The 16,291-nt window shown below is 75.3% G+C and carries 16 protein-coding genes; 10 read left to right on the top strand and 6 right to left on the bottom strand.

Annotation, left to right across the window (positions count from 1 at the left end; translation table 11 throughout):
• Positions 1–7: 7 nt before the first annotated feature.
• Positions 8–997: a ParB/RepB/Spo0J family partition protein gene (locus tag IRY44_RS09395; protein ID WP_269696749.1), complete on the bottom strand. Its 990-nt coding sequence runs from the start codon at positions 995–997 to the stop codon at positions 8–10.
• A gap of 190 nt (positions 998–1,187) precedes the next feature.
• On the opposite strand from IRY44_RS09395, the gene IRY44_RS09390 reads away from it, so the two are divergent.
• Complete coding sequence (locus IRY44_RS09390) at positions 1,188–2,390, top strand: cytochrome P450 (protein WP_194800042.1); 1,203 nt, start codon at positions 1,188–1,190, stop codon at positions 2,388–2,390.
• A 6-nt stretch (positions 2,391–2,396) separates the two neighbouring features.
• Here the strand turns inward: IRY44_RS09390 and IRY44_RS09385 are convergent, their stop codons facing one another.
• Both IRY44_RS09385 and IRY44_RS09380 read right to left on the bottom strand, forming a co-directional pair.
• Positions 2,397–3,677 (bottom strand): cytochrome P450, encoded by a 1,281-nt coding sequence (locus tag IRY44_RS09385; protein ID WP_194800041.1) that lies wholly within the window; start codon positions 3,675–3,677, stop codon positions 2,397–2,399.
• Positions 3,674–4,765 carry an LLM class flavin-dependent oxidoreductase gene (locus tag IRY44_RS09380; protein WP_194800040.1) on the bottom strand — a complete coding sequence of 364 codons (1,092 nt, stop codon included), beginning with the start codon at positions 4,763–4,765 and terminating at the stop codon, positions 3,674–3,676. Before IRY44_RS09380 ends, IRY44_RS09385 begins: the two co-directional genes overlap by 4 nt.
• A gap of 136 nt (positions 4,766–4,901) precedes the next feature.
• On the opposite strand from IRY44_RS09380, the gene IRY44_RS09375 reads away from it, so the two are divergent.
• Genes IRY44_RS09375 through IRY44_RS09340 form a run of 8 tightly spaced genes read left to right on the top strand, consistent with a single transcriptional unit; the run spans position 4,902 to position 12,142 of the window.
• Complete coding sequence (locus tag IRY44_RS09375) at positions 4,902–6,461, top strand: AMP-binding protein (protein ID WP_194800039.1); 1,560 nt, start codon at positions 4,902–4,904, stop codon at positions 6,459–6,461.
• A 1-nt stretch (position 6,462) separates the two neighbouring features.
• Positions 6,463–7,719 carry a CaiB/BaiF CoA-transferase family protein gene (locus tag IRY44_RS09370; protein ID WP_194800038.1) on the top strand — a complete coding sequence of 419 codons (1,257 nt, stop codon included), beginning with the start codon at positions 6,463–6,465 and terminating at the stop codon, positions 7,717–7,719.
• The gene (locus IRY44_RS09365; protein ID WP_167796877.1) at positions 7,701–8,087 is read left to right on the top strand and encodes a hypothetical protein; all 387 of its coding nucleotides are present in this window, start codon (positions 7,701–7,703) and stop codon (positions 8,085–8,087) included. The genes IRY44_RS09370 and IRY44_RS09365 overlap by 19 nt, the downstream gene beginning before the upstream one ends.
• Positions 8,084–8,572, top strand: a complete 489-nt coding sequence (locus tag IRY44_RS09360; protein WP_269696747.1) for a 3-hydroxyacyl-ACP dehydratase FabZ family protein — start codon at positions 8,084–8,086, stop codon at positions 8,570–8,572. Before IRY44_RS09365 ends, IRY44_RS09360 begins: the two co-directional genes overlap by 4 nt.
• A gap of 6 nt (positions 8,573–8,578) precedes the next feature.
• Entirely contained in the window at positions 8,579–9,685 is a 1,107-nt protein-coding gene (locus IRY44_RS09355) for a beta-ketoacyl synthase N-terminal-like domain-containing protein (RefSeq protein ID WP_194800037.1), read from the top strand.
• Entirely contained in the window at positions 9,682–10,545 is an 864-nt protein-coding gene (locus tag IRY44_RS09350) for a beta-ketoacyl synthase N-terminal-like domain-containing protein (protein ID WP_194800036.1), read from the top strand. Before IRY44_RS09355 ends, IRY44_RS09350 begins: the two co-directional genes overlap by 4 nt.
• Positions 10,542–11,408: a thioesterase family protein gene (locus IRY44_RS09345; protein WP_269696746.1), complete on the top strand. Its 867-nt coding sequence runs from the start codon at positions 10,542–10,544 to the stop codon at positions 11,406–11,408. Before IRY44_RS09350 ends, IRY44_RS09345 begins: the two co-directional genes overlap by 4 nt.
• Positions 11,408–12,142, top strand: a complete 735-nt coding sequence (locus IRY44_RS09340) for a class II aldolase/adducin family protein (RefSeq protein WP_194800035.1) — start codon at positions 11,408–11,410, stop codon at positions 12,140–12,142. The genes IRY44_RS09345 and IRY44_RS09340 overlap by 1 nt, the downstream gene beginning before the upstream one ends.
• Here IRY44_RS09340 and IRY44_RS09335 read toward each other — a convergent pair.
• Positions 12,139–13,554 (bottom strand): aldehyde dehydrogenase family protein, encoded by a 1,416-nt coding sequence (locus IRY44_RS09335; RefSeq protein ID WP_281600892.1) that lies wholly within the window; start codon positions 13,552–13,554, stop codon positions 12,139–12,141. The two genes, IRY44_RS09340 and IRY44_RS09335, sit on opposite strands and share 4 nt — an antisense overlap.
• Positions 13,555–13,797: 243 nt before the next feature.
• On the opposite strand from IRY44_RS09335, the gene IRY44_RS09330 reads away from it, so the two are divergent.
• Positions 13,798–13,968, top strand: coding sequence for a hypothetical protein (locus tag IRY44_RS09330; RefSeq protein ID WP_194800034.1), 171 nt, complete (start codon positions 13,798–13,800; stop codon positions 13,966–13,968).
• Between the two features lie 46 nt (positions 13,969–14,014).
• Here IRY44_RS09330 and IRY44_RS09325 read toward each other — a convergent pair whose 3' ends face one another.
• Together IRY44_RS09325 and IRY44_RS09320 are read right to left on the bottom strand one after the other, a co-directional pair.
• Positions 14,015–14,275, bottom strand: coding sequence for a hypothetical protein (locus tag IRY44_RS09325; protein WP_135239679.1), 261 nt, complete (start codon positions 14,273–14,275; stop codon positions 14,015–14,017).
• A 19-nt stretch (positions 14,276–14,294) separates the two neighbouring features.
• A complete protein-coding gene (locus IRY44_RS09320; RefSeq protein ID WP_194800033.1) occupies positions 14,295–16,079 on the bottom strand; it encodes an N-acetylglutaminylglutamine amidotransferase in 1,785 nt (594 codons plus the stop codon).
• Between the last annotated feature and the right edge of the window lie 212 nt (positions 16,080–16,291).

Genomic DNA, 16,291 nt, shown 5'->3' with positions numbered 1-16,291 from the left:
GGCGACGTCAGGCCGCCTCGTTCGCCCGCTGCCGGAGCTGGTCCGCGAACTCGAGCCACTCCTCGGCGATGCTGCGCGCGATGTCGGCGACCACGTACGTGCAGTGCGCCGGGATGGTGCCGATCAGCTCCGCGTAGCCTTGCGGCCCGGTGGCCTGGCTGTCGAGCCAGCGCAGCAGTGCACGGCCGGACTCGGTGAACCGGACGGACGGGTCGTGCCGCAGGTTCTGCAGGTTGACCGAGCGCTCCCGCATCGGTGGCCGGCGGCTCAGGCCGGCCCGGGCCGGGCGCGGCTCACCACCGCGCTGACGCAGCGGCAGCGGGTCGTCGCCGCGCTTCATCCGCTCGCGTACGTCCCGGGCGGTGGCCGGGGAGATGCCGGCGGTCTTGGCGATCTCGCGCAGCGACGCCTCCGGTTTGCGGCTGATCAGCTCGCTGGCGATGCGGCGGCCCTCGGCGCTGTTGACCGGGCGCAGCCGGCCGTCGCGGCCGAGCCGGGCGTGCACGTCGGGAGCCCCGATGTCCTGCCGGCGGATGCTCGCCACAGTCTTCGCCGCGAGCCCGGCCGCGGTCGCCACCGCCCGGTCGGACCAGTGCGGGTGCGACCGGAGGATCCGCTGGGCCGCCGCCTCGCGGTCGGCCAGCGACAGCGGCAGTCCGTGGGTGACGTTGGCCTGCACCGCGAGCACGAACGCCGCCTCGACGGTGCCGTCGAACAGGCGGGCGGCGATCTGCGTCTCGCCGCGCAGGACCGCGGCGCGCAGCCGGTGCATGCCGTCGATCACGCGCATGGTGCCGCGGTGGACCAGGATCGGCGGCAGTGGCGCGTCCGTCTCGGCCAGTGTCTGCGCGTGCAGGTCGTCCTCGCCGGCCAGCCGGGGCGAGTCGGCCGCGCGCAGGCAGGCGATCGGCAGCAGTTGCACCGGCCCGCCCTCGGTCGCCCTCGCCGGCTCCTCGTCGAGGTCCGCCACCACCGTCATGGCTGCTCCCTTGGTCACGCCGCCTCCAGGGGATGTCGTATCTAGCTTTTACGTCTCTCGTCGCGTCGCAAGAGCCGTGATACGCGAATCCTAATCAGACGGAGAAGCCGAGCACACGCCCCAGACGTGCCGGGATCGCGACAGGTCAGTGATCGCCGTCGCTGCACTATCTCGCTTTCAAGCGTCCCACCGGCGCTACGATCCCGTCGTGCGAGTGCGATACGACGCGACCGCGATCGCCGGACTGGACGACCCCTACCCCGCCTACGCGGCACTGCGGGAGGCCGGGCCGGTCGTGCCCGCCGGTCCCGGCGTGTGGGCGGTCACCGGGCACGCCGACGTCACCGCCCTGCTGGCCGACCCGCGCGTCGGCCACGAGTTCCCCGACGTCGTATACCAGGCCTCGGGCGAGCCCGACGCGGTCACCGGCTTCTTCCGGGCCACAGTGCTCAACCGGGACGCGCCCGTGCACACCGTGCTGCGCCGGGCGATGTCCCGGCTGCTCGCGCCCCGGGCCGTGGCCGGGCTGCGCGGCCGCGTCGACGAACTGGTCGGCGAGCTGTTCACCGCGATGGACGGGGACGCCGACCTGGTCACCGGGCTGGCCGCGCCGCTGCCGGTGACCGTGGCCGCCGAACTGCTCGGCATCCCCGTCGCCGACCGCGACCTGGTGCGCCCGTACGCGATGACGCTGGCCCGGGCCTTCGGCGCCGGCATTCGGGTGGAGGGCGACCGGGACGCCACCGCCGCCGCGGTGACCTGGCTGCGCGCCTACGTGCGGGAGCTGCTGGCCGAGCGCGAGCGCCGGGGTCGCGACGACGATCCGCTGGCCGGTCTGCTCGCCACCGCCGACCCGGGCGGCGCGATCACCGCCGAGGCGCTGGTGGACAACGTGATCTTCCTGTTCTTCGCCGGCTTCGACACGACCACCAACCTCATCGCCACCGGCTGCGCCGCCCTGTTGTCCCGCCCGGACGTGCTGGCCCGGTTGCGGGCCGAGCCGGAGCTGGTGCCGAGCGCGGTCGAGGAGTTCCTGCGCTTCGACGCGCCGATCCAGGCCACCGCCCGGCTGACCCGCGCCCCGATCGAGGTGTCCGGTCGGCGGATCAACGCCAACCGGCTGGTCGTGCTGCTGCTCGCCGCCGCCAACCGGGACGGCAGGCGGTTCGCCCGCCCGGACGAGCTGGACATCGCCCGTACCCCGAACCCCCACGTCTCCTTCAGCGCCGGCCCGCACTTCTGCCTCGGCGCCACGCTCGCCCGGCTGGAGGGAGCGGCGGTGTTCGACCGGATCGCCCGCGGCCTGGCCGGCTTCGAGCCGGCCGGCGTCCCGGTACGCCGCCGGCACATGAGCTTCCGGGGGTACGACCACCTGCCGGCACGTGTTCGACTGGGCGCCTTCCCCGGTTGAACACCGCTACCGGACCAGGCGCACCGGCAACGACTTGATCCCGTTCATGAAGTTCGAGGCCAGCCGCTGTGTCGGGCCGACGCGGCGAAGATGCGGCAGGTGCGGGTGCAGCGCCCGCAGCAGCGCCACCGCCTCGGCCCGGGCCAGGTGCGCGCCCAGGCAGAAGTGCGGGCCCACGCCGAAGGCCAGATGCGGGTTCGGGGCCCGGTCCAGCCGCAGGCGGTCCGCGTCGGCGAACACCGCCTCGTCCCGGTTGGCCGACGCGTAGTACAGGACCACCTTGTCACCGGCCCGGATCGGCTGGCCGTCCAGCTCGGTGTCGGCGGTGGCGGTCCGGCGGAACTGCATGATCGGCGTGACCCAGCGCAGCAGCTCCTCCACCGCCGCCGGCACCCGGTCCGGGTCGGCCAGCGCGTCGCGGACGGCCGGGTCGTCGGCGGCCAGCTCCAGCGCGCCGGAGACCAGGTGACGGGTGGTCTCGTTGCCGGCCACCACGAGCAGCAGCCACAGGCCGCACAGCTCCGGCTCGGTCAGCGGCCGGCCGTCCACCTCCGCCGTCGCCAGCACGCTCGTCAGGTCGTCGCCCGGGTCGCGGCGGCGCGCGGCGGCGGCGTCGGCCGCGTACCCGAACGCGTCGGTCATGGCCCGCTTGAACGTCCGGACGTCGCCACCGCCGAACTCCGGGTCGTCGAAGCCGACCAGGTGGTTGCTCCAGGTGAACATCAGGTGCCGGTCCTGCGGCGGCATGCCGAGCAGGTCGGCGAGGACCACCAGGGGCAGCTCGGCGGCCAGGTCGCGTACCGCGTCGACCTCACCCCGGCCGGCCGCCGAGGCGACGATCCGGGCGGCGTGCGCATCGATGGAGTCCTGCAGCGCCCGGACCGTGCGCGGCGTGAACGCGGCGGTCAGCACCCGGCGCAGGCGGGTGTGCCCGGGCGGGTCCATGCCGGACAGCAGCTGGCGGGTGCGCTGCAGGTCGCCCCGGGTCTTCGGGTCGGCGAGGAACGGCCCGCGGGTGGCCGAGGAGAACAACGCCGGGTCGCGGGAGGCCCGCACCACGCTGTCGTACCGGGTCACCGCCCAGTACCCGTCGCCGCGGTGCAGCACCTCGCCCACCGGTCCGTCGCCCGCGCGCCCGGAGCGGCGGCGCAGGGCCGGCTCCCGTACCCAGGCCACCGGCGCCTCGGCCCGCCGCCTGGCGAACTCCCGCCACGGCGGTCCGGACACGTACGTGGCCGGGTCGGCGAGCAGTTCCGGCGACGCGTCAGGGCTCACCGCCGCCGTCATCCGTGGACCTCCGCCAGGATGCCGCGCTCACGCAGCAGCGGCAGCACGCCCTCGCCGAACCAGTACGCCTCCTCCAGGTGCGGCTGGCCGGACAGCAGCAGATGCTCCACGCCCAGCCCGTGCAGCTCGGCGATCCGGTCGGCGACCTGCTCGTGGCTGCCGACCAGGGCCGCCCCGGCGCCCGGCCGGAGCAGGCCGTACCCGGCCCAGACGTTCGGGTACACCTCCAGCCGGCCCTCGGCGCCGGCGCTCATCCGGGCCATCCGGCGCTGTCCCTCGGACTCGCTGCGCCGGAACCGCTCCTGGGCGGCGGCCACCGTCTTCGGGTCCATCCCGGCGGTCAGCCGGTCCGCCTCGGCCCACGCCTGCTCCGGCGTGTCCCGGGTGATCACGTGGAAGCGGGTGCCGCAGGAGAGCTTGCCGCCGGCGCGTTCGCGTACCTCGCCGAGCAACGCGCCCAGCTCCGGCGGCGACTCCCCCCAGGCCAGATAGACGTCACCGTGGCGCAGCGCGGTGTCCTGCGCACCGGCCGACGAGCCGCCCACGAACACCGTCGGCGCGGTCCGCGGCGGGCGTGTCACCAGAGCAGCCCGGACCCGGTGGTGCGCCCCCTCGAAGTCCACCGGTTCGCCGGTCCACGCCCCGCGCAGGATGGTGAGGAACTCGTCGGCGCGCTCGTAGCGCCGGTCGTGGTCCAGCCAGTCGCCGTAGCGGCGCTGCTCGTCCGGGTCGCCGCCGACCACCACGTTGAGCATGAGCCGGTCCCCGGACAGGCGCTGGAACGTGGCCACCATCTGCGCCACCAGGGTCGGCGACATCAGCCCGGGCCGCAGCGCGATCATGAACCGGATCCGCTCGGTGCGCCCGGCCAGCGCGGCCGAGACCAGCCAGGGGTCCTCGCAGAACATCCCGACCGGGATCAGCATGCCCTCGAAGCCGAGCCGCTCCGCCGCGAGCGCGACCTGGGCGAGGTAGGCGAGGTCGGGCTCCCGGCGTACCGTGCGCCGCGCGCCGGCACCCCGCGGACGCCAGCCGATGTCCCGCCCGTCGCTGTGCGACGGCAGGAACCAGTGCAGGTGCAGTGTCATCCGATCGTCCCTTCACCGGGCCGGGCACACGTTACGACTCCGCACATACGAGAGTCGACAAAGGAGGCCGCCGAAACCTACGTTGCTGGGGTCACCGACGGGCCGGGTGGCACCGCCCGGGCGAGGAGGATCCGCGATGGCGCAGCTGCTGCACCCGATGGTGGCCGCCGCGCCGGACGCGGTCGCGCTCGACGACGGCTACGCCGCGCTGAGCTGGCGGGCCCTCGACGAGCGGGTGAACCGCTGGTGCGACCTGCTGCGCCGGGAGGGGCTGCGCCCGGGCGACCGGGTGGGCGTGCTCGCCGGCAACCGGCACGAGGTGTTCGAGCTGCTGCTCGCCTGTCTGCACGCCGGTCTGGTGATCGTGCCGATGAACTGGCACCTCACCGGCGCCGAGGTCGCGTATCTGCTCTCCGACTCCGGCTGCCGGGCGCTGATCACCGACACCGAGCGCCTCCCGGCGGCCCGGGACGCGTGGCAGCGCAACGACCGCCGCCCCGGACTGCGCGTCGTGCTCGGCGACGAGCCGGTGAACGGGTTCGCCGCCGCCGAGCCGCTGCTCGCGCACGCCGACGCCGCCGAGCCGCCGGAGGCGGGCAGCGGCGCCACCGGCCTCTACACCTCCGGCACCACCGGCGCGCCGAAGGCGGTGGTCAGCCGGCTGTTCCGCCAGGGCGAGCCACTCCCCCGGCTGCGCGGACGCCTGAACCGGCTGTGCACGGTGCTGGGCATGCCGGCGGACGGGGTGAACCTGCTGTGCGGCCCCTGGTACCACTCCGGCCAGCTGTTCTTCTCGCTGCTGCCGCTGATCCGCGGGTTCCGGCTGGTCACCCGGCCCCGGTTCGACCCGGCCGCGACGCTGCGGCTGATCGACGCCGAGGGCGTCACCATGACGCACCTGGTGCCGACCCAGTTCGTGCGGCTGCTGCGGCTGGACCCCGCGGTACGGGCCGCGTTCGGCGGCGCCACGCTGCGGCGCGTCTGGCACGGGGCGGCGCCCTGCCCGGTGGACGTGAAACGGCAGATGATCGCCTGGTGGGGCCCGGTGCTGAGCGAGTACTACGCGGCCACCGAGGCGGGTATCGCCACGATCATCCACGCCGAGGACTGGCTGGCGCACCCGGGCAGCGTCGGCCGGCCGCTGCCGCGCACCGAGATCGTGGTGGTCGGCGCCGACGACATGCCGCTGCCGGCCGGGCACGAGGGCCGGGTCTACCTGCGCCGCCCGGACGGCTTCGAGTATCGCGACGCACCGGAGAAGACCCGGGCCGCGCACCGCGCCGACGGCAGCTTCACCTACGGCGACCGCGGCTACCTGGACGCCGCCGGCTACCTCTACCTGACCGGCCGCGCCGACGACATGATCCTGTCCGGCGGGGTGAACGTGTACCCGGCCGAGGTCGAGGCCGTCCTGCTGCGCCACCCCGCGGTCCGCGACGCGGTCGTCTTCGGCGTGCCGGACGAGGAGTTCGGGCAGCAGGTCCGGGCCGTGGTCGAGGTGGACACCCACGCGCTCACCGACGACCTGACCACCGCGCTGGACCGGCACTGCCGCCGCGAACTGGCCGGGTTCAAGGTGCCGCGCTCCTACGAGTTGTCCACCGCGCTGCCCCGGGAGGACTCCGGGAAGGTGCGGCGGCAGGTGCTGCACCGCAGTTCGGCACACCGATCGCAGATACCAGACAGCTGGCGGTGAGATGGACAAGGCCGGTTTCTACCGCGAGGCACGTCACGACGTGGACGGGCCGCTGCACGGCGTACGGGTGCTGGAGATCAGCAAGGTGTGGGCCGGGCCGATGACCGGCGCGGTCCTGGCCGACCTGGGCTGCGAGGTGATCCGGATCGAGATGCCCGGCAACCGGGAGGGCCGGATGCCGCCGGACATCCCCGGCACCGGCCTGTCCTGGTTCCGGGAGACGGTGCACCGCAACAAGCGCAGCGTGTCGCTGGACCTGCGCCGGGAACCGGCCCGGGAGGCGTTCCTGCGGCTGGTGGTCACCGCCGACGTGGTGGTGGAGAACTACCGGCCGGGCACGCTCGACGGATGGGGCGTCGGCTACGCGCAGTGCCGGCGCGTCAATCCCGACATCGTCTTCGTCTCCATCTCCGGCTGGGGCCAGTACGGCCCGCGCGCCACCGACGCCGGCTTCGACCCGATTGCGCAGGCAGCGGCGGGCTGGATGGGCCTCAACGGCGAGCCGGACGGCACACCGATGAAGGCGCCGTCCTTCCTCGCCGACGATCTGGCCGGGCTGCACGGCGCGATCGGCGCGCTGGCCGCGCTGCGCCACCGCGACCGCACCGGCGAGGGCCAGCACGTCGACGTGTCACTGCTGGACGCGTTGCTCGCCAACAGCGGCGGCTACCTGACGCTCGGCGCGACCGGCGTGCCGCTGCGCCGCTGGGGCGACCAGGCCGACTTCGTCGTACCGGCCGGCACGTACCGCTGCCGGGACGGCTGGCTCTACCTGGCGGTCGCGCTCGACAAGCACTGGCGCTCGCTCGCCGCGGCGATGGACCGGCCGGAGCTGGCCCGGGCCCCGGGCTTCGCCACGAACGAGGAGCGCCGTGCCCGCCGCGACGAGGTCAACGCGCTGGTCGGCGCGTGGTGCGAGGCGCGGACCGTGGCCGGGGCGGCGGCCGGGCTCGCCGCCGCGGGCATCCCGGCCGAGCCGGTACGCGACTTCGCCGACGCCGCCGCCGACCCGCACGTCCGGGAACGCGACATGGTGCAGACCGTCCCGCTGTGCAACGGCACCACGGGCCCGCTGACCGGCCCGGCTGCCAAGTTCTCCCGGACACCGACCCGGGTGCGGCACGGCGCGCCGGCCGTCGGCGCGGACACCGAGGCGCTGCTCACCGAGGCCGGCGTCGACCGGGCGGAGCTCGCGCGGCTGCGCGCGTGCGGCGCCACCGACCGACAGGAGGCCCCGGCGTGTACCCGCCCCCACTGAGCCCCTTCGACAGCATCGAGATCGAACGCTCCGGTCACGGGGTGCGCATCCGCACCCGTACCGTCGTCGAGCCGGACGGCCCGTACCTGTCCGGTCACTTCCCCGGCCGGCCGATCCTGCCCGGGGTGTTCCTTGTCGACACGCTGCTGCGCGCCGTCTGCGCCGGAGTGGACGGCGCGCGCCTGACCGTGCTGCGCTCGGCCCGGTTCACCGCGCCCGTGCTGGCGCCGGGCGAGTTCACCATGCGCGTCGAGGTGACAGGTGACCCGGCGACCGGACCGCTCACCGCCCGCGCCCGCTGCCACCGGGGCGACGGGGAGCAGTGCGCCCGCCTGGAGGCGCAGTTCGACGCCGGGCGGTATCGGTGAGTGCGCCGGTCGGGCAGGAGGCGATCCGCGGGCTGCTGCCGCAACGGTTCCCGCTGCTGCTCGTGGACCGGGTGGTGGAGGTCCGGCCCGACGGGATCGTGGCCGAGAAGGCGGTCACCGCCGCCGAGTGGTGCTACGCGGGCCTGGACGAGACCACGTCTCCCGAGGCGTACGCGTATCCGGTGGCGCTGCTGCTGGAGTCGTTCGGCCAGGCCGCCGCGCTCGCCTGGTTCCTGCGCGCGGGCGTCGGCGTGCCGGGGCCGGGCAGCGGGCTGCTGCCGTTGTTCGTCGGCGTGCGTGAACTGCGGCTGTCCGGCGCCGCGTACCCGGGAGACGTGCTGCGCCACGACGTACGGCTGGACAAGGTCGTCGACGGCGCGGCCGTCGCGTCGGGCACCGTCACGGTCGGCGGGCGGACCACTGCGGTGATCGGTGAGCTGATCGCCGCCGTCCGGCCCGGCGCCGCGCTCGCGGAGCTGGGGTAGGCCGCGATGCCGGTGGAGATCGCGGCGAGCGCGGTGCGGACCTGCTTCGGCGACGGCGACGCCACGTTCGCCGCGCTGCTCGGCGGCCGGTGCGGGGTGGCGCCGCTGTCCGGCTACGACCCGGCCGCCGTGCACGTGCGGCACGGCTATCCGATCCCGGACGGCTCCGGCGGCGAGTTGTGGCCCGCCGCCGGCTGGCTGCGCGACTGCGTCCGGCGGGCGCTCGCCGACGCGGCGCTCGACCCGGCCCGGCACCGCGTCGCGGCGCTTGTCGGCACCGGGCTGCGCGAGCTGCGCGCGGTCGAGCGGGCGGTGGCCGACCGGGCGCCGTTCCGCGCGGGCGGGCTGCACTTCCGGTCCGCCGTCGCGGACGCCGGCGTGCCCGGCGCGGTCACCGTCGCGAACGCGTGCAGCGCGGGCGGGCACGTCCTCGCCCTCGCGCAGGACATGATCGAACTCGGTGAGGCCGACGCCGTCGTCGTCGCGGCCACCGACGCGATGACCGAGTCGATGCTCGCGATGATCGGCCGGGTCGCCGACGAGCCCGCCGACCGGGTACGCCCCTTCGACCGGGACCGGGCCGGCGTCCTGCTGGGCGAGGGGGCCGCCGCGCTCGTGGTGACCCGGGCCGGGCTGGCGCCACGCGTGCTGGCCCGGGTGGTCGCCACCGGACTGTCCTGCGACGCGTACCACGAGACCGCGCCGTCGGCCGAGGGTGTGCGCCGGGCGATGGACGACGCGTACGCCCGAGGTGCCCGGGAGCCGGCCGACGCAAGCCTGGTGGTGGCGCACGGCACGGGCACTGCACTCAACGACCCGACGGAGGCGGCGGCGCTCGTGGCGCTGGGCGGCCCCACCACCGTCACCGGCCTCAAGGGCGCGATCGGGCACACCTCCGGCACCGCCGCGCTGCACGGTCTCGACGTCGCCGTCCGCTGCCTGCGCGCCGGGGTGGTGCCACCGATCGCCGGGTTGCGCACGCCGCTGCCCGAGGCCGAGGGCCTCGACCTGGTCCGCGACCGTCCGGCCCGGACTCGGGCGACGCTGGCGCAGGTGAACGCGTTCGGCTTCGGCGGGGTCAACGCGGTGACGCTCGTCGAGGCCGCCCGATGACCGCCTCCGGGCCGGCGGCGGCACTCACCGCCTGGTACGCGTACCTGCCCGGGCCGGACGCGCCACCGGCGGAGCGGGCCCGGACCGTCCTCGGGCGCAAGGGACTGCTGTACAAGGAGACGGCGACCCGGCTGGCCCTGTGCGCGGTGCACCGGGCGCTCGGCCGCGCCGACGGCGACGGCACCCCGCCGGATCGGGTCGACCCGCACACGGCGGTGGTGGCCAGCAGCAACCTGGGCAACGTCGGCACCGTCGCCGGGATCGTCACCACCGCCCGCGCCGACGGCTGGCGGGCGGTGTCCCCGCTGTCCGCGCCGAACGCCTCCCCCAACGTGGTGGCCAGCTCGGTGGCGATCTGGTTCGGCTTCGGCGGCCCGAACCTGATGTGCTGCTCCGGCGCCACCTCCGGCCTGGACGCGCTCGCCGCCGGGCTGCGGCTGCTGGCGGCGGGCCGGGCCGGCCGGGTGGTGGTGGTCGGCGCCGAGCCGGACGACGACATCGCCGTCGCGCTGCACGCGACCCGCCCGGGCCGCCCGGGTCCGCTGCGTGCCGGCGCCGCCTGCCTGGTGCTGGAGCCGCTCGACCGGGTGCCCGCGCCGCACCTGGTGGTCGGTCCGGTGCGGACGGTGCCCGGTGACCCGCCGGACGGCCACGGCACCGGCGGCGGGGGCGGCCACTACGGCGCCGACGGCCTGGTCCCGGTCGCGCTGGCGGCGGACGCCCTGCGCGCGCCCGGCGGGCCGGCGGTCGTGGAGGTCCGCTGCGGCGACGACGAGGACGGGTTCCGCGCGGTCACGGTACGCGCCGCGCCGGACCCCGGGCCCGCGCCCCGATCCGACAGTCGAGAGGAGACCCGGTGACAGCGGTCCTGCCGGACGAGACCACCACCGTGGCGCTGCGCCCCCGCTTCGAGGGCGCCAACATCCGTACCTGGGTGGGGTTCAAACACTTCATGTACCTGGCCGAGGAGGCGGTGCTCGCCTGGTTCCGCGAGCGCGGCGCCGGGCCCTCGCGGCTGTACCACGAGCACGGCCTCGGCCTGGTGATCGCCGACGCCTCGGTGCAGTTACCGGCGGTGCTCGACGTGGACGACGAGGTGACCGCCGAGGCGCGGCACCGCGGCGGCGGCGAGTTCGCGGTACGGCTGACCGCGCGCGGCGTGCCGGTGCTGCGCGGCCGGGTCCGCGCGGCGCTGGTCCGGACCGGCCCGGCCGTCGACGTCGCGGTCCCCGGTGACGTGCCGGTCGTGGCCGAGGTCCGGGCGGACGCTCCCGCACCCGCCGGCGACGCGGCCGGTACGCCGTTCGAGTGGCGGTGGCGGGCACCGTACTTCTACTGCCAGTACTCGCAGCCGGTGCAGCACTCCGGCTACGTGCGCGCGGTCGAGGAGGTGGTGGACCGGTTCCTGGCGGCCCGCGGCATCTCGGTCGGCCGGATGCTCGACGTGCGCGGCTGGATCCCGGTCGTGTCCCGCGCGTCCGTGCGGGTCCTCGCCGCCGCACGGATGGAGGAGGAGATCGAGACCACGTTCACCGTCACCGACGTGCTGCGCGGGACCATGTTCGACGCCGACGTCCGCTTCGCCGTGCGGCGTGACGGCGAGCGCGTGCCGGTGGCCCACGCCCGCATCCTGCACGGGTACGCGATCAGCCGCGGCCCGGACGCGGGACGGCTGGCCGAGTTCGACGACGAGGTCGTCGCCGCGCTGCTCGGGAGGGCGTGATGGGGGCCCGGAGCGTCGCGGAGGAGCGGCTGCGCCGCAAGCAGCGCCTCGCGGCGGCGTTGCGGCTGTTCCACAGGTACGGCTTCGACGAGGGCGCCGGCGGTCACCTCACCGTCCGCGACCCGGGCGAGCCGCACCGGTTCTGGATCAACCCGTTCGGCCGTTCGTTCGGCCGGTTGCGGGTGAGCGACCTGCTGCTGGTGGACTCCGACGGCACCGTCGTGGACGGCGAGGGCACGATCAACCCGGCCGGCTACGCCATCCACAGCCGCATCCACGCGGTCCGCCCGGACGTCGTGGCGGCCGCGCACAGCCACAGCGTGTTCGGGCGCGCGTTCGCCACGCTGGGCCGGCTGCTCGACCCGCTGACCCAGGACGCGTGCGCGTTCTACGAGGACCACGGCCTGCACGACGGCTACTCCGGGGTGGTCCTCGACCGCGACGAGGCGGACCGGATCGCCACGGCGCTCGGCCCCGGCAAGGCGGTCATCCTGCGTAACCACGGCCTGCTGACCGTGGGCGGCAGCGTGGACGAGGCGGCCTGGTGGTTCTTCAGCATGGACCGCTGCTGCCGGATCCAGCTCGCGGCGGAGGCGGCCGGCACGCCGGTGCCGATCGCGCCCGCCGAGGCCCGTCTCACCCGGGCCACCATCGGCACGCCGGGGCTGGGCCGGCTGAACTTCCGCCCGATGTACGAGGACGTCGTGCACGCCGAGCCGGACCTGCTCGACTAGGGCTGGTCATCCGAGGGCGGCCGGACCAGGACGTGCGGCTGGGTGTACCCGGCCAGTCCCCAGTGTCCGTTCTCGACCCCGGGGCCGCTGTCCTTCCGCCCGCCGAACGGCAGGTCCGGCCGGACCCCGGCGGCGTGCGCGTTCACCGACACCTGGCCCACGTCCAGGCGGGCGGCCACCGCGGCGGCCCGGTCCGGGTCCGCCGACCAGACCGAGGCGGTCAGGCCGAACGGTGTCGCGTCGGCCCGGGTGAGCGCCTCCTCGACGTCGTCGAACGCCAGCACCGGCAGCACCGGCCCGAACTGCTCCTCGGTGACGACCCGGTCGGTGTCGGACACCCCGGACAGGACGGTGGGCGGATGGAAGTGACCGGGCCCGCCGGCGGCTCGACCACCGGCGGCCACCGTCGCGCCGCCGGCGACGGCCGCGCGGACGAGCCCTGCCACGTACTCCCGCTGGGCCCGGGTGGTCACCGGGCCGAGCCGGACACCGGGGTCGGCGCCGGGGCCCATCGGGACGGTGGCGGCGCGGTCGGCGAGCGCCTCGACGAGCGCGTCGTGCACCGGCCGGGCCACGTACACCCGCTTGACCGCCATGCACATCTGGCCGCTGTTGGTGAAGGCCGCCCAGAACAGGTCATCGGCGATCCGCGCCGGGTCGGCGTCGTCGAGCACCACCGCGGCGTCGTTGCCGCCGAGTTCGAGCGTGACCCGCCGGAGCCGGGCGGCGGCCTCCGCCGCTACTCGCCGGCCGGTCGCTGTCGACCCGGTGAAGGTGATCTTCCTGGGTACGGGGTGGGCGCACAGCCGCGCCCCGAGCGGGTCCGGCCCGGTCACCACGTTCAGGACGCCGGGTGGGAGCAGGTCCCGCAGCAGTTCGCCGAGGGCGAGCGTGGCGAGCGGGGTGTGCGGGGAGGGCTTCAGCACCACGGTGTTGCCCGCCCGCAACGCCGGAGCGATCTTCCAGGCGGCGAGCGCGAGCGGATAGTTCCACGGGGTGACGGCGGCGACGACGCCGAGGGGCCGCGCGGTGACGATCGCGGTGTCGCGTCGCCCGTCGACGATCTGTGGTCCGGTCTCGATGCCCGCGAAGTAGTGCAGCCACGCGGCGGCGGCGCGTACCTCGGTGGTCGCCTCGGCCAGCGGCTTGCCCTGCTCGGCGGTGACCAGCGCGGCGAGGTCGGCGACGGCGCCGAGGACCGCCCGGGCCGCGGCGCGCAGCACGCCGCGCCGCGCCTCGTCGTCGTGAGCCCACTGCGGGTACGCGGCGGTCGCCGCGGCCATCGCCCGGTCGAGCAGTTCGGGCGGGCAGGCCGGGGCGGTGGCGAACACCGCGCCGGTGGCCGGGTCGACGACGTCGAAGGTTCCGGCGCCGGCGGCCGGGCGGCCGTCGACGGTCATCGTCAGCGCCACGGCTGCCCCTCCGTCGCTGGTGCCTGCGGCTGGCAGCGTATCCGCGGGTGTGCGGGGTGGGCAGCGTGCACGTTGTCCCGCCGCGGCGCTCCGCGGATGATGAGAGTCGGATCGGTCCGTGCGCTCCCCGTCCGTCGAGCGTCGGGGCCGTCGCGCGGAAACCCGCTCCCGGCGCTCGTCCGGCGCTTAGCGTGGGACGAGGGGCGGCCTGCCGGAGGCGCCGGTGAGCGGAGGGAGAACGCGGTGACGGAGCCGGAGGAGGAGCAGGAGAAGACCCGCAAGACCGATCGGGTGCTGTTCTCGCCCGACGGCGACCCGCACCACACGCTCGCCGAGGCGCCCCAGCCGGACGAACACCTGCCGCCCACGGTCACCCGCGACGGCCACACGGACGTGCTCGACGACGAGCGGTGAGCACACCGCCCCGCCCGGCCCTCCGGCCGGGCGGGACGTGCCGCGGTCAGACCGGCGGGATGCCGGAGCGGCCGATGTCCGACATGTCGTCGCCGATCTCGGTGCGGGTGCCGGCCACCGGCCCGGCGCCGGCCTCGGTGCGGTCCTCGACGCAGGCGTCGCCCAGACCGTGCATGAGCTCCCCCACCACGGCGAGCGCCGAGCCCTTGTCCGGGCAGGGCGCCCCGGTGGCGAGCAGCTGACCGTCGCCACCGACGACGGTGAACCCCACACTGCCGTCGGCCTCGCTCTCGATGACGAACTTCACAGTGCTCCTCCCGCCCCGCTCAGCTCACGCCGTGCGTCTGCAACCACAGCTCCAGCAGGCCCAGTTGCCACAGCTTGTTGCTGCCGGCGGCGGCCTGGGCCCGGTCCGGCTCGGCCAGCAGCTCGTCGACGTACGCCCGGCGGAACAGCCCGCGCCGGCGCGCCTCGGGCGCACCCAGCGCCTCGACCACCAACTCTCGCACGGGACCGTCGACGTTGCGCAGCGCCGGCACCGGGAAGTAACCCTTGGGCCGGTCGATGACCTCGGCCGGCAGCACCTCGCGGGCCGCCTCCTTGAGCACGCCCTTGCCGCCCTGGGCCAGCTTGTGCTCAGGCGGGCACGCCGCGGCGAGCGTGACCAGGTCCTGGTCGAGGAAGGGCGTACGCACCTCCAGCCCCCACGCCATGCTCATGCTGTCCACCCGCTTGACCGGGTCGTCGGGCAGCATCAGGTGGGTGTCCAGGCGCAGCACGGCGTCCACGGCGGTCTGCGCGCCCGGCGCGGCCAGGTCGGCGGCGACCAGCTCGCCGCTGGCGTCACCGTCGCAGGCGTACGCCGGTTCGACCACCTCGGTCAGCTCGGCGTGGTCGCGGTCGAAGAACGCGGCGGTGAACCCGGCCGTCGCGTCGTCGCGGGCCGCGTCGGCCAGCCGGTGGTGGTAGCCGTAGCCGGCGAACACCTCGTCGGCGCCCTGGCCGGACTGCGCCACCTTCACGTGCCGGGCGACCTGCTCGGAGAGCAGGTAGAACGCCACCACGTCGTGGCTGCCCATCGGTTCGGTCATGGCCGCCACGGTGGCGCGCACGGCCGGGCCGAGGTCGCCGTCGGCGAGCCGGATGCGGTGGTGGTCGGTGCCGAACGCGCGGGCCACCAGGTCGGAGTAGTGGAACTCGTCGCCGCTCTCGTCGCCGCGGCTGTCGAACCCGATGCTGAACGTCTGGAGGTGGTGCTGTCCGGCGCCGTCCAGCAGCGCCACGATCATGCTGGAGTCCAGGCCACCGGAGAGCAGCACCCCGACCGGCACGTCCGCGACCAGCCGGCGGCGTACGGCGGTGCGCAGCGCGTCCCCGACGGCGGCCCGCCAGTCGGCGGCGTCCATGCCCTCGTGGGCCGGGTCGCGCCGGTACTCGGGCCGCCAGTAGACGCGCTCGCGGCTGCGCCCGTCGGCCTCGACCACCCGGACGGTGGCCGGGGGCAGCTTGCGGATGCCGCGCAGGATCGTGCGCGGCGCCGGCACGATCGAGTGCCAGGACAGGTAGTGGTGCAGCGCGACCGGGTCGATGCCGGTGTCGACGTTCCCGCCGGCCAGCAGCGCCGGCAGCGTGGAGGCGAACCGGAGCCGGCCGGGCGACTCGGCGAGGTAGAGCGGCTTGATGCCGAGCCGGTCGCGGGCCAGCACGAGGCATCGCCGCCGCCGGTCCACCAGCGCCACCGCGAACATGCCGACCAGGCGGTCGACGAATCGCTCCCCCCACTGCGCGTACGCCACCAGGATCACCTCGGTGTCGCTGGTGCTGTGGAAGGTGTGCCCGGCCGCGCGCAGTTCGTCGCGCAGCTCCGGGTAGTTGTAGACGCAGCCGTTGAAGACCAGGGCCAGGCCGAGGTCGTCACGGACCATCGGCTGGGCGCCGGCCTCGGACAGGTCGATCACTGTCAGCCGGCGGTGCCCGAGGGTGATCCAGCCGTCACTCCACGCGCCCTCGCCGTCCGGCCCGCGGGAGCGCATGGCGGCGGTCATCCGGGTCACCGCGGCCGCGTCGGGGGTGGCCCCGTCGAGTCTGGCCTCACCGCTGATCCCGCACATCTCAGCGTCCGCCGGTCAGTCGAGCAGCACCCACCACGCCAACCTCCCGCCACGTCGTCTCCCGGGCGGTCCGCCGGGTACGGCGACTACCCGGCCTGTGGCGAAGGAAACCCTGATGGGCGGTTGGCGAGCCGGGCACGGCGAGCCGTCGTACGGTGGCGGTACGGGCCATGTCCCCGGGCGGTCCGGCCACGGGACGTGGCCAGGATCAA

The sequence above is a fragment of the Micromonospora sp. ANENR4 genome (assembly GCF_015354395.1).
In the GTDB taxonomy this organism is placed as follows: domain Bacteria; phylum Actinomycetota; class Actinomycetes; order Mycobacteriales; family Micromonosporaceae; genus Micromonospora; species Micromonospora aurantiaca.
Note: the sequence above shows the minus strand (reverse complement) of the source record. Positions and strands in the feature narration are given on the sequence as shown.